A 12,513-nucleotide genomic window follows, 5' to 3' on the forward strand; every position below is an offset into this window, starting at 1 on the left:
AGTTTACCGATGCTATGCAAATACCTCAATCACCTTCTGTATTGCGTCCGCCAGTTTATCGATTTCTTCCCGCGTGTTGTAAAAGGCAAAACTCGCACGGGCCGTCGCCGGAACATCGAAAAACTCCATTACCGGCTGGGCACAATGGTGGCCGGCGCGGACTGCGATGCCTTGCTGGTCGAGGATCGTGCCGATGTCGTGCGGGTGGATGCCCTCGATGGTAAATGATAATACGCTAGCCTTTTCTGCGGCAGTGCCAATGATCTTGACCTCCGGGATGTCGGAGAGACGCTCGGTCGCGTATTCGAGCAGCTTGTGTTCGTAAGCAGCAGCGGCCTCAAAATCGATGGCGTTTATGTAATCGATCGCTGCTCCCAGACCGATACCGGCGGCGATGGCTGGTGTTCCGGCTTCGAATTTATCGGGGATCGGTGCGAATGTCGTTTTTTCAAAACTGACCGTGCGGATCATACCGCCGCCCGTCTGATATGGCGGCATCTGGTCCAGCCATTCACGCTTTCCATACATCACACCACTGCCGGTTGGCGCGAACATCTTGTGACCCGAAAACACAAAGAAATCCGCGTCTAGATCCTGCACATCCACCGGAAAATGCGGCACGCTCTGCGCGGCATCGACGAGAACCGGAACGCCAAATTTATGTGCCGTCGCGATCATCTGCTTGACAGGATTTACGGTTCCAAGCGAATTCGAAACGTGCGTGATCGCGACCATTTTCGTGCGTTCATTAAGCAGATTTTCGTACTCGTCGATGATCAATTCGCCTTCGTCATTCATCGGAATCATGACGACGCGGGCACCTTTTTCCTCAGCGATCATCTGCCACGGGATGATGTTCGAATGATGCTCCATCTGCGAAACCAGGATCTCATCGCCCTCGTTGATGAATTTGCGTCCGTACGAATACGCCACCAAATTCACACCCTCGGTCGTCCCGCGTACAAAGATGCACTCCTTCGCTTCCCTCGCGTTGATGAACCGCTTTACCTTCTCACGAGCCGCTTCGTACGCGGTGGTCGCGTGCTGCGAAAGATAATGCACGCCGCGATGAATGTTCGAATGCTCTTCGCTCAGGTATTTGGAGGTCCGGTCGATCACCGACTGCGGCACCTGCGACGAAGCACCGTTATCGAGATACACGAGCGGTTTCCCGTTTACTGTCTGCGACAGAACCGGAAAATCCTTCCTTACCTTTTCAACGTCAAATTTGCTCATTTCTTGTACTGCTTTCATTTTGTTTTTCCTGGAGGACAATGGTTAGTAATCGCTGTGCTCCCTGTGGCTATATCTCCGCACCCAACCTATTCAAAACCGCCGCGTCCAGTTCTTTCTTGATCGATTCGATCTTGATCTTATTTATCACCTGTTCGGCAAAACCGTAGGTGAGCAGATTTTTAGCGAGAGTTTCCGGCAATCCGCGCGTCAGCAAATAAAACAGTTCCTCGCCCTCAAGCTGCCCAACGGTTGCTCCGTGCGAGCATTTGACGTCGTCGTTGAATATCTCAAGCTGAGGCTTTGTATCAACACGGGCATCATTCGAGAGCAAAAGGTTTTTATTCGACTGCTGCGCGTCGGTGCCGTGAGCGTTTTCGCGAACGAAGACCTTGCCGTTGAAAACACCACGCGAATGGTCGTTCAGCACGCCTTTGTAGGTCTGATGAGAAGTGCAGTTCGGCACGGTGTGATCGATGATCGAATGCGTGTCGTGGTGCTGGCTGCCGCTTAGCATGTAAAGCCCGTCAACCCAAGCCTCGCCGCCTTCGGCGGTGAACCTGACGTCAATGTCGTGCCGCGATATGCCGCCGCCGAGATTTATGTTGGTCGAATCGTAGTGGCTGCCCGAGCCCAGCGTCACCTCGGTCGTTCCGACGTTGAAGGCGTCCGGCGAATCTTTTTGCACGCGATAGTGCGTGAGATTTGCGTTATCTTCGACGACGATCTGCACCGCCGCATTAATTAGGCTCTTCGCGGTCGAATCATATGATTCCACGATCGTTGCCTTGCTTCCCGGTTCTGCGATGATGACGATATGCGGAAAGACTGCTGCGTTCTCATCGGCCAAAAAGGCAAGCTCGATCGGCTCAACAATACTGGTTTCCCTGGCGATCCGTACGACTTTGATCTCTCCAAATGCCAGATTCAACGCCGCAAAACCATTACGGCGAAACGAAAACTTGCCGATCAAGTCGATAACATCGCCAGAAAGCTCTTCGCTCCGGCCACCGCTAACTGTCCACTGCTCCCTGACGATCGGGGAAACATTCGTATATTTCCAGTCCTCGTCCTTCTGCGTCGGAAATCCCGAAAGCGAAAACGCCGCAAACGCGTCCTCGCGGAGCTTTCGTAGACCATCGTGCGATTCGCCCTTTATAAACTCTCTAAATTGTTCCGCAAATTGTGTTTCCACAGCGGCTGTCGTTGATACCATTTCTATTAAAATACCTTTACTAAACTAAACTTACTGTCCGCACGAACCGTGTTCGCGGGGTCGAGGATGAGCTCTTTGGCCATCCGTAATTTTGCTTCGTTCTCGGCCCGCGGCTTCTTTTCGTCAACGAGGGTCGACTTATCGAGATCGAAGAGAAAATCGTGGCGTGCCAATATATATTTCACGCCCATTGCGGCGGCCTTGGCCTTTAATTCCGCCGTGTTTCGCGATTCCCAGACCATCTTTCGCAGCGTCCAGTCTTCAAATAAATAATCCGAGACGACGGGCCGGTCGATATAGTAAGTATCCCGCCGCATGTTGATCAGCCAGACCTTGGCATCCGCGTCCGCTTCGCTGTTGATCGTCTGATAGTAGGGATAATAATCGAGGTTTCGCGTCAGATATTGGTCGCGAGTCTCGCCGCCGAGCACGACCCGAAGCGGGGCTTTCTGACAAAACCAGGCAGCCGACGTAAAGATCGCGACTACTGACGCGGCCAACAGCGAATATTTCGCCGCCGCCCTCGATCCCGCATCCTCAAGCACTGATTCGATCGCCCCAACGATCGCAACCGCAAACAACGGAGCGATCGGCAGCAAATACCGCAGCTGTGGGCTTGAAAACAGCCAAAACAAGATAAACTATCGCCGACACTCCAGCCGCGATCGCGAATTCGTCCGCCAGCTTCTTCTTCCAAAACGCCCAGATCAGCAGCGGCAGGCCGATCAGAAATGCGGCACCTAAAACACCGTCGTACAACTCTGGATTCTCAGGCTGAGCCGCGAGCGAAACGCGGAATGGAGACATCAAATAGTTCGTCTTGTTGATGTCGGCCCCGCCGTACTGCGAGTTCATGCCCTGGAAAAGGTTCGACCGCTCAACGTCCCAACCGTTTGCCGTCCCCTTCCAAACGCTCATGTAAAACGGAAAAACCGGCGACCCCGTCGCCGCCCAGTTCCGCAAATACCACGGCGAAGCGATCGCCCCAGCCAAAACCAAAGCCCCAAAACCCAAGGCCACGATCTTGCCGGAACTCGCGGAAGCCGTCGCAACGCCCTCCGGGTCAGAACCGGGAGCGATAGCGACTGGGTTCTTAGCATCCCGAGCCCGTAGCAACACAACTAAGGCGAAAGCCGCAAAAACAAACACCGCCGTCAATTTAACGGCCAATGCCCCGCCCAGAAATAAACCAACTAGAACCATCGACGACGTCGACAAAGTCTTCCACCAACGCGTCAGCGAATAACACGCGAGCGTGATATAAAGAGCAAGAGCAAGGTCAATATAACCGCTCGAAGCCACATGAAATGCTGTCGGGATCGCCGCAACCATCAGCGTCGCGACAAGCGACCAACTTCGCGAAACACTAAGTTCCCTTGCCCACCCAAATACCGCGCCGAGCAGCAAAGGGAAGAATAAAAATGTCGTCGCCCCGGCCGCCGCTTCGCCTGCTCGCGTGCTGACAAAATTGCCAAGCAGCATCGCCCAAACCGCATGCATCTCGGTGCCGAGAGCCAGGTAACTTGCGATATTGCCATCAATAAACGCATTGCTGCCCTGTGCGATAAACGCCTTTGGCACCGCAAAATGATAGAGCAAGGTGTCCTTCGCTATCGGCGGAGCAAGGGCCGCAACGAATGCGAGAACAACTGGAACCGCGGCGAGAGGAAGCAGTGCCTTGTCGAAGCCCGTTGCATTGTCAGACCGAACGCTTTCGGTTTTCGGTTCCCTTCCACGAGCGAGATTTATTCCGCCTTCTACAAATCCCACGACCGTAATAATTATCGCGGCCAACGGTGAATAAAGCCCCGCAAGGCCGAGAAAAAACCATATCAGCGACGTGACGATCGCGCCGACAGCGATATTTCGAACAAGTTCGAGCAGCTGCGAGAAATTTTCGCCGCGCTCAGTTTTCAAATATCGAAATACAAACGACCCTATTCCCAACCACGAAACAAGAATAAGAACCGCTATGATCGCACCAACGGCCGACGCCAAGATCCCCTCGCCACCAAATAACGGCCCGCCGCCGAGATTGCCTAGCAAACTCGGCAGTTTCAACAGGTCAGTGCTGCGAAATGCGACAAACACAGTCACGAGCACAGCCGACCAGATCGCGATGATGATCGCGGGGTTAGTGGATTTTGATTTTGCTGGCTCGGTCATCTGGTCATATCAATTGCCACTAGCTTTAGCTAGTGGATAGGCAAAAAATAAATCGGGCTTTAGCCCAAAGAGCTGGAGCGATTGTGAGACAAGAGATTGGGCTAAAGCCCTCAAATCTTTCATGCTCGATGTCCACTAGCTAAAGCTAGTGGCAATTCATCGGAAAATCTAAACCGCGGCTCCCTTCACCCAATCATATCCCTTCTCTTCCAGTTCAAGCGCCAACTCCTTCCCGCCTTCCTTCACGATCTTGCCGCCGGCCAAAACGTGTACAAAATCAGGCTGGATGTAGTTCAAAAGACGTTGATAGTGAGTAACCAGGATGATCGCATTCTCGCTTGAACGCAGCTTGTTCACTCCCTCAGCGACGATTCGCAGAGCATCGATGTCGAGCCCGGAATCGGTTTCGTCGAGCACAGCAAGCTTAGGCTCAAGCACCGCCATTTGCAGGATCTCATTCCGCTTTTTCTCACCACCCGAAAAGCCTTCGTTGACCGAACGCTTGAAAAACTGCGGGTCCATATCCACGATCTTGGCCTTTTCCTTCAGGTAATCGTTGAACTCAAGCGGGTCAAGCTCTTCCAGCCCGTGATGCAGAGCCTTTTGGTTATAGGCGAGCCGCAGGAACTGCGAATTCGACACACCCGGAACCTCGACCGGATACTGAAACGCCATGAAAACGCCTTCGCGGGCACGTTCGTCAGGTTCAAGTTCGAGCAGGTTTTTGCCTTCGAACAAAACCTCGCCCGAGATCACTTCGTAGGTCGGATGTCCGGCCAAAACCTTTGACAAGGTCGATTTGCCCGAGCCGTTCGGCCCCATGATCGCGTGAACCTCACCTTTTTTGACCTGAAGATTCAGGCCTTTCAGAATTTCTTTGCCTTCGATACCGGCGTGTAGATCTTTAACTTCTAGTAGCATAGTTATTTTCAGACGGGCGATCCCGCTAACTTCAATATTTCATAATTATAGCAAGGGAAAAGCCCAAAATCTTCTCAGATCTCGGGCTTTCGGGTCAAATCCTGATTTTTTTTTCAAGTTTCGTTAATTTTCACTATTTTGTGGGTTTATACGGGAGCGAAGAGTGGTGCAAAATGATCCGCAGGTTACCTTTCTCGTCCAGTTTGTAGCCCCACGTCTTGTCGACGACGGTTTCCTTTCCGTCCTTATCCCACATGTGAACGTTGCCCATCGAGAGAGCGGTATCGCCGTTGAGAATTATACCCTTCGGCTTGCTCTCGCACTTCTTCCATCCTTTTAAGGCAAATCCGCCGTCATCTTTATATTTAGAGTTACCACCGACAAAGTATGCGAGGGCACCCTCCTTATCCATTCTAAAAACCTGTTCGCCGGTGGTCAGCGTCGGCTTAAAGAGGACTACGCCGTACTGATAACTATAAGCCGAGTCCAGAATGTCCGAGGCCGTTTTGGTATAGTCGCCGCCCTTTTCTTTTGTCTCGTTGATCTTGACCAAAGCCCCGCACCATCCGGCCTGAGCATCAGTCACCATTTTTTCAGAAATATTAAAACTGGTCGTTGACTGCGCGAAGTTCGTAATTGAAAGTACGAGCAAAGCCATCACCCCTATTACCCCTTGTCGCATGCTAGCAAATTGACTCTTTTTCACTTTGAAATGTCTCCTTTATTCAATTTTTGTTTATAAGTTGATACGAAAACTCGAACCTATGCCATTAAGAGTTCCGGGCCTGATACCATTTCCCGTTTCATCTTGTCGAACATAGTAAATATCGGCAGAAAGATTTGGATAAAACTTGCGAGAAAAACCAGCCTGCGTGCGGTATCTCGCAAAAGCTTTCAGCCGAAAGTCGTAAAAGGTTTCGAAGGATACGAACGGCTCGATCTTCTTGCCCCCAACCGTAACCTCGCGCTTCAACCAGGCACGATTCCGAACAACCGAAGCATTTGGCCGGGAATATCGATCTTCATACTGATAGATATTTCGGTTTACCAGCGTCCACTTTTTGTCCTTACTCAGTGGCACCGTAAATGTTGCTAAACCTAGGTAGCGGCTTTCGTACCGAGAGCGAACGAACGTTGGGTTTGAGTACCGGTAGAGGTATCCGCCGCCAAGCGTCGCGTATTTATTTACCTTTTTCGTGATCAGCCCGCCGATCCTGGCGTCTGTCGTGGTCGAAACGTTGTTCCCGAATCGCCCAAAAACCCAAATAACGGCATTAACATCTTTCTTCTTATTGAGAGGAATGATGATCTGTGTATCATTCCAGACCTGGAAGTCAGTTTTGAAGGTATTCTGTGCTGATGCACTAACGGCAAAAACGGCGAACAGAACGAGCAAAGCTGTAAGTGTTTTAATGTTCATATCAAAATAAAAAAGACTCTCCATGATACTTGCAAACTCTGCAACTATCATGAAAAGTCTCGATATTTTATCGATGAACCGGGCTGAACTGATTCAGCCGTATTGACGATCTCACCGAACCTCGTGGGCTATCTACTCCCTTTTCAACCAAGAATATAGTTTAATCATTACTATATAGTCAAGTATCCAAAATGATTTTTTGTCTCATGGCATACAAATCTGCACTATGCCGGTTGCCGATCGTTTAAGTCCTTGCGCATGACGTACATTCCGCTGTGCTCAGGTCTTAATCCGGGTTGTTTAAGAACCTCTTCACCGCAAATGGAGTAACCGCAGCTACGGTAAAACCCGATCGAGGTTTCGTTTCCGGCCATTACCTTCAGCCATATCAGATCTTTGCCCATTGAACCAGCTATCCCGGCAGCGGTGTCCATCATACGCTTTCCAATACCCTTGCCCTTGAATTCTTTTGCCAGATAGATCCTTTCGATCTCGAACGCATTGGCATCGGCAAAGAGGGGAAGCGTGTTCTCAGGCCGAAGTTTCAGAAAACCAGCTGCCTTGTCTTTAAAATATGCGGCGAAAAAGAGATTCGCGAAGTCGCTAAGCTCGTTCTCCAAAGCCTTCGGGCTGAACGATCTTTCCATATAGGCTTCGCCATCGTCGTACCAGAGATATCTGAAATGATCGGCATATGCCCGCCGGGCGATAGCCGACAAAAGCAACGAATCCTTGGGTTGCAGAGGTTCGATCCTTATCACGGCCTTAGACGTAGATCTCACCTTTCATGTATAAAACGGCGTTCCCGCCGATCTTTACCCTGTCACCTGCCAGTTCGCAAAACAACTCACCGCCCCGGGCCGACACCTGCCGGGCAAACATCTCGGTCTTGCCGAGCCTCTCAGCCCAAAAAGGTATCAAATTGCAGTGAGACGAACCCGTCACCGGATCCTCGAACACTCCGACCTCGGGTGCAAAGAAACGGGACACAAAATCGGAAGAATCTCCGGGCGCTGTGACGATAAAACCATGCGCGTCAATTTTAAGAAGAGCCGCTATGTCATGGAGCGCGGAAAAATTTGGTTTCAGGTCAAGCACGTCCTGCTCGGTTTCAAAGACCAGGAAGTAATCGCGCGCCTTAAAGACCTCGTTTGGCGTTCCTCCGATCGCGTCGAACAATCCGTCCGGAGCCTCAACCGGCGAGACCGGGCGAGACGGAAAATCAAGCGTCAATACGTCCCCATTCTTTTCGACCGACAGATCTCCGCTTTTGTGCGAATGAAATCTGATCGTCTTAGTCTCGAGTTTTAAAACATCGAAAATCACGAACGCGGATGCAAGCGTCGCATGCCCGCACAGGTCGATCTCAAAGGTCGGCGTAAACCAGCGGATCTCAAAAACGTCAGCATTCCTTACGAAAAAAGCGGTTTCGCTCAAGTTATTTTCTTGGGCGATATTATGCATTACATCGTCCGGCAGCCACGCATCAAGCGGCACGACCGCCGCTGGATTGCCGCCAAAAGGCGACCTCGTAAAGGCATCAACTTGAAAGATATTTAGCTTCATTTTAGACACTGCCTTCTTTCTCCACGACTAGAATTCGAGCTTCGCCGATCGGATGCGCAACGTGCTCGCAACCGACACCCGCGAAAAAAATATCGCCCGTCGATAATAAAGCCTTCTTCTCCACTCCCTGCTCGCGATAATTCATTTCAACCTCGCCATCTAGAACGGCAAAAACTTCTTCGCCATCGTTGACGTGCCAGATATACGGTTGGTCAGTCCAGTGGATCTTGACTGAAACGCCGTCCATAGACGCGACCGGCAGCGATTCCCATGCCCGCGTGCCGGTAAATTCTTTTGCTCTGAAAATCTCGGCCATCGTTCTCTACCTATTGCCGCCCTTAACGACTGCCACAACCTCGATCTCGATCTTGCCATCACGCGGCAATTTCACAACCTGCACCGTCGAACGCGCCGGAAACGGAGCCTTGAACCGTTTCGCGTAGACCTCGTTCATCTTGGCAAAGTCGTTCAGATCCGTCAGAAAAACAGTCGTTTTCACCGCATCGTCGAGCGAGCTGCCCGAAGCTTTCAGCACAGCCTCAATATTCTTCAAAACCTGCTCGGTCTGCGCCTCGATCCCGCCGTCAACGATCGATCCCGTCTTTGGATCCGCTCCGACCTGGCCGGCAGTGTAGATAAACCCGTTGGCAATGATCGCCTGCGAATACGGCCCGATCGCCTTCGGAGCCTCGCTGGTCTCGATCGCTCGTTTGACCGAAACCTGGGCCGAAACGTCGCTGAGCTCACTGCTCAATAGACTCACGGCAACGATTGAAACCGCCACGATCGCGAATATGGCAAACGCGATCCACCTACGCTCGATATTCATATATCTATCCAAAATTCACATACTTGACCACAGCATAATAGATCGGCATTCCGATGGTTATGTTGAAAGGGAATGTGACGCCCAAAGCCATCGGAATATATAGTCCGGGATCGGCCTTTGGTGCCGCAAGCCGCATAGCTGCGGGAACAGCGATATAGGACGCGCTTGCGGCCAGCACGCCGAACATGAACCGGTTTCCAGGATTCTTAGTGATCAAACCGCTGAAGATCGCAAAAAATACCCCGTTTATCAGAGGAATCACGATCCCGAAAGCCGCAACGAACCAACCATATTTCCGAAAAGCGGCAAATCTACGCGCCGTGACCATGCCCATTTCGAGCAGGAAGATCGCGAGAAAACCCTTGAAAATATCAGTCGTAAACGGCTTAATACCCTCCGCCTGTTTGCTGTCGGCAATGATACCTATGACGAGGCTTCCGACAACCATTAGGACACTGCCATTCGTTAGCGAATGATGAAAAATGCTCCTCAGTCGTCCGCGACTGCTGGAATCCTTTTCATATTTCATCATCAGGATAACGCCGATGATGATCGCCGGCGTTTCCATTAGAGCCATGACGGCAACCATGTGCCCGCCGAAGGTTTGCTGCTGAGCCTCAAGAAACGATGTTGCCGCAACAAACGTAACAGCGCTAACCGACCCATACGTTGCCGCAACGGCCGCCGCGTCGCTCACCTCCATCCTGCGTTTCAGAATGAAAAATGTATAGAACGGCACGAAGCAAGCGGCAACAATGCCCAAAATGAGCGAAAAGAATATCTCGGTCGAAAAGTCGCTGTGGGCCAGTTCCTGCCCGCCTTTGAATCCGATGGCAAACAACAGATAAAGCGAGATGAACTTGACCGTCGTCGCCGGTATCTCAAGATCGCTGCGAACGACGGTAGCGACGATCCCCAACGCAAAAAACAAAAGCGTTGGGTTGGTCAGGCTGGAAAGGATCAGCTGTGGGTCCATCTATCAACGATCGGTCGGCTTTGCTGCGATCGCCTGTATCTCGATCTTGGTTCCAAAATGCAGATCCTTCACCGGCACGATCGCTCTCGCCGGACGATGATCGCCCATCACGCGTGCGTAAGCCGCATTCACCGCACCCCACAATTCCATGTCAGAGACATAGATCGTAAACTGCAAAACGCGCCCCAGATCACTCCCCGCCGCGTGCAAAACCGCCTCGACGTTCCGCAAAGCAAGTTCCGTCTGCCCATCAATATCACCCGTAAAGGGCTCGCGCGTATCCAGCGTCATCGGCAACTGCCCCGAAACATAGATCAAGCCGTCGTGCTCGATCCCCGGGCTATAGTGGCCTTTGGGTTTTGGTTGACCTGAAGGTTGGATCGTTATCATATTTTTTGAGCCTCAACGAATGCAATGAATCCATCTTCATCGGTAACGTGAACTCCCTGAAGTTCCGCCTTCTTAATCTTGCTTTCCCCAGCATTAGGACCTATGACAAGCAGAACCAAGCCCTTAGCTACTGAGTCCTTTGGTTCCAGTCCTACAGTTCCCGCAATAGTTTCAAGTCTTTCTCTGTTTGCAGAACTGAAGCCAGTGAAACAGACTTGCGGGAATTTCTCTGCTTTTGGTAGAGCGTACACCTTCTGCCAAGCATCTCGTTCCGACAACAATAGAATAGCTTCCTCGGCTAGGTCAGTTTTCGATCGGAGTATCCGCCACGGATCTGGTCTTGAACTCATTCTACTTACCCTACGCTTCCCTCAAGCTTCAATCCCAACAACTTCGTCGCCTCGACCGCATATTCCATCGGCAACTCACGGAAAACTTCCTTGCAAAACCCGTTGATGATGAGCGAAACAGCATCTTCCTGCGGGATTCCACGTTGCTGCAAGTAAAACAACTGGTCTTCGCTGATCTTGCTCGTCGTCGCTTCGTGTTCGACTCGGGCGGTGTTGTTCATTACCTCGATGTACGGGAACGTGTTCGCCTCGGACTTGCCGCCGATGAGCATCGAATCGCATTGGGTGTAATTTCTCGCACCTTCGGCTTTCGGCATTATCTTGACGAGGCCGCGATAGCTGTTGTTCGATTTTCCGGCTGAGATGCCTTTTGAGATGATCGTTGATTTTGTGTTCTTGCCAAGGTGGATCATCTTGGTGCCCGTGTCGGCGATCTGGGCGTTGTTGGTTAAGGCCACGGAGTAGAATTCACCGATCGAATTATCGCCCTGCAAGATAACGCTCGGATATTTCCAGGTGATGGCACTGCCGGTCTCAACCTGTGTCCAAGAAATTTTCGATCTCACACCGCGACAAGCACCGCGCTTTGTCACAAAGTTATAAATACCGCCCTTGCCGTTCTCGTCACCGGCGTACCAGTTCTGAACGGTCGAGTATTTGATCTCGGCGTCGTCCAAAGCGACCAGCTCGACGACCGCCGCGTGGAGCTGATTGGTATCAAACTGCGGTGCCGTGCAGCCCTCGTTATACGCCACATAGCCGCCTTCTTCAGCCACGATCAGCGTACGTTCGAACTGCCCCGCTTCCTGCGTATTGATGCGGAAATATGTCGAAAGCTCCATCGGGCAGCGGACGCCTTTTGGGATAAAGACGAACGAACCGTCGGAGAAAACCGCCGAGTTCAGAGCCGCGTAATAATTGTCGCCGACGGGAACGACCGAGCCCAGATATTTCTGGATCTTGTCCGGATAAAGCTCGACGGCCTCGGTAAACGAACAAAAGATCACGCCGGCCTCAAGCAGCTTTTTCTTGTAAGTTGTCGCGACCGACACCGAATCAAACACCGCATCGACCGCCACGTTCGCAAGCATTTTCTGCTCGGTTATCGGGATGCCGAGTTTTTCGAACGTCCGCAGCAATTCCGGGTCGACCTCGTCCAGACTCGCTTTCGAAGGCTTTTGCTTCGGGGCCGAATAGTACGAGATATTCTGAAAATCGATCGCCGGGTAGTCAAAATTCGCCCAGTTGTCCGGCTGCTCCATCGTAAGCCATTTCCGGTACGCCTTCAGCCGAAAATCGAGCATCCATTCGGGCTCGTTCTTTTTTGACGAGATGAGCCGCACGGTGTCTTCCGACAGGCCGCGAGCGATCGTCTCGGTCTCGATATCCGTGACAAAGCCGTATTTGTATTCCCGATTTGTAAGTAATTCTGCTGCTGTCGACATA

General features: G+C 51.6%; 15 protein-coding genes. All 15 read right to left on the bottom strand.

The genetic code is table 11. From position 1 onward, the window contains the following. Positions 1-12 precede the first annotated feature (12 nt). The 15 genes from IPG22_02965 to sufB all read right to left on the bottom strand — a co-directional run bounded on the left by IPG22_02965 (position 13) and on the right by sufB (position 12,512). The gene (locus IPG22_02965; protein ID MBK6587267.1) at positions 13-1,236 is read right to left on the bottom strand and encodes a cysteine desulfurase; all 1,224 of its coding nucleotides are present in this window, start codon (positions 1,234-1,236) and stop codon (positions 13-15) included. A gap of 67 nt (positions 1,237-1,303) precedes the next feature. Then, entirely contained in the window at positions 1,304-2,449 is a 1,146-nt protein-coding gene (gene sufD / locus IPG22_02970) for a Fe-S cluster assembly protein SufD (GenBank protein ID MBK6587268.1), read from the bottom strand. Positions 2,450-2,454: 5 nt separating this feature from the next. Beyond that, positions 2,455-3,048 carry a hypothetical protein gene (locus IPG22_02975; protein ID MBK6587269.1) on the bottom strand — a complete coding sequence of 198 codons (594 nt, stop codon included), beginning with the start codon at positions 3,046-3,048 and terminating at the stop codon, positions 2,455-2,457. Continuing rightward, on the bottom strand, positions 2,987-4,615 hold the full coding sequence (locus IPG22_02980; GenBank protein ID MBK6587270.1) for a glycosyltransferase family 39 protein: 1,629 nt from the start codon (positions 4,613-4,615) through the stop codon (positions 2,987-2,989). Before IPG22_02980 ends, IPG22_02975 begins: the two co-directional genes overlap by 62 nt. A 168-nt stretch (positions 4,616-4,783) precedes the next feature. Continuing rightward, a complete protein-coding gene (gene sufC / locus IPG22_02985; protein MBK6587271.1) occupies positions 4,784-5,536 on the bottom strand; it encodes a Fe-S cluster assembly ATPase SufC in 753 nt (250 codons plus the stop codon). A gap of 133 nt (positions 5,537-5,669) precedes the next feature. Continuing rightward, on the bottom strand, positions 5,670-6,194 hold the full coding sequence (locus IPG22_02990) for a phosphoribosyl-AMP cyclohydrolase (GenBank protein ID MBK6587272.1): 525 nt from the start codon (positions 6,192-6,194) through the stop codon (positions 5,670-5,672). Positions 6,195-6,272: 78 nt separating this feature from the next. After that, the gene (locus IPG22_02995) at positions 6,273-6,956 is read right to left on the bottom strand and encodes a DUF2490 domain-containing protein (protein ID MBK6587273.1); all 684 of its coding nucleotides are present in this window, start codon (positions 6,954-6,956) and stop codon (positions 6,273-6,275) included. A gap of 224 nt (positions 6,957-7,180) precedes the next feature. Then, a complete protein-coding gene (locus IPG22_03000; GenBank protein MBK6587274.1) occupies positions 7,181-7,738 on the bottom strand; it encodes a GNAT family N-acetyltransferase in 558 nt (185 codons plus the stop codon). Continuing rightward, positions 7,722-8,522 (bottom strand): PhzF family phenazine biosynthesis protein, encoded by an 801-nt coding sequence (locus tag IPG22_03005; GenBank protein ID MBK6587275.1) that lies wholly within the window; start codon positions 8,520-8,522, stop codon positions 7,722-7,724. The genes IPG22_03000 and IPG22_03005 overlap by 17 nt, the downstream gene beginning before the upstream one ends. A gap of 1 nt (position 8,523) precedes the next feature. After that, positions 8,524-8,838, bottom strand: coding sequence for a cupin (locus IPG22_03010; protein MBK6587276.1), 315 nt, complete (start codon positions 8,836-8,838; stop codon positions 8,524-8,526). A gap of 6 nt (positions 8,839-8,844) precedes the next feature. Continuing rightward, positions 8,845-9,351: a RidA family protein gene (locus IPG22_03015; protein MBK6587277.1), complete on the bottom strand. Its 507-nt coding sequence runs from the start codon at positions 9,349-9,351 to the stop codon at positions 8,845-8,847. A gap of 4 nt (positions 9,352-9,355) precedes the next feature. Next, complete coding sequence (locus tag IPG22_03020; GenBank protein MBK6587278.1) at positions 9,356-10,327, bottom strand: sodium-dependent bicarbonate transport family permease; 972 nt, start codon at positions 10,325-10,327, stop codon at positions 9,356-9,358. 3 nt (positions 10,328-10,330) lie between these two features. Next, positions 10,331-10,717, bottom strand: a complete 387-nt coding sequence (locus tag IPG22_03025) for a RidA family protein (GenBank protein MBK6587279.1) — start codon at positions 10,715-10,717, stop codon at positions 10,331-10,333. Then, a complete protein-coding gene (locus IPG22_03030) occupies positions 10,714-11,067 on the bottom strand; it encodes a hypothetical protein (GenBank protein ID MBK6587280.1) in 354 nt (117 codons plus the stop codon). Before IPG22_03030 ends, IPG22_03025 begins: the two co-directional genes overlap by 4 nt. 5 nt (positions 11,068-11,072) lie before the next feature. Then, positions 11,073-12,512 (bottom strand): Fe-S cluster assembly protein SufB, encoded by a 1,440-nt coding sequence (gene sufB / locus IPG22_03035; GenBank protein ID MBK6587281.1) that lies wholly within the window; start codon positions 12,510-12,512, stop codon positions 11,073-11,075. Position 12,513 lies beyond the last annotated feature (1 nt).

The organism is Acidobacteriota bacterium (assembly GCA_016703965.1).
GTDB lineage: Bacteria > Acidobacteriota > Blastocatellia > Pyrinomonadales > Pyrinomonadaceae > OLB17.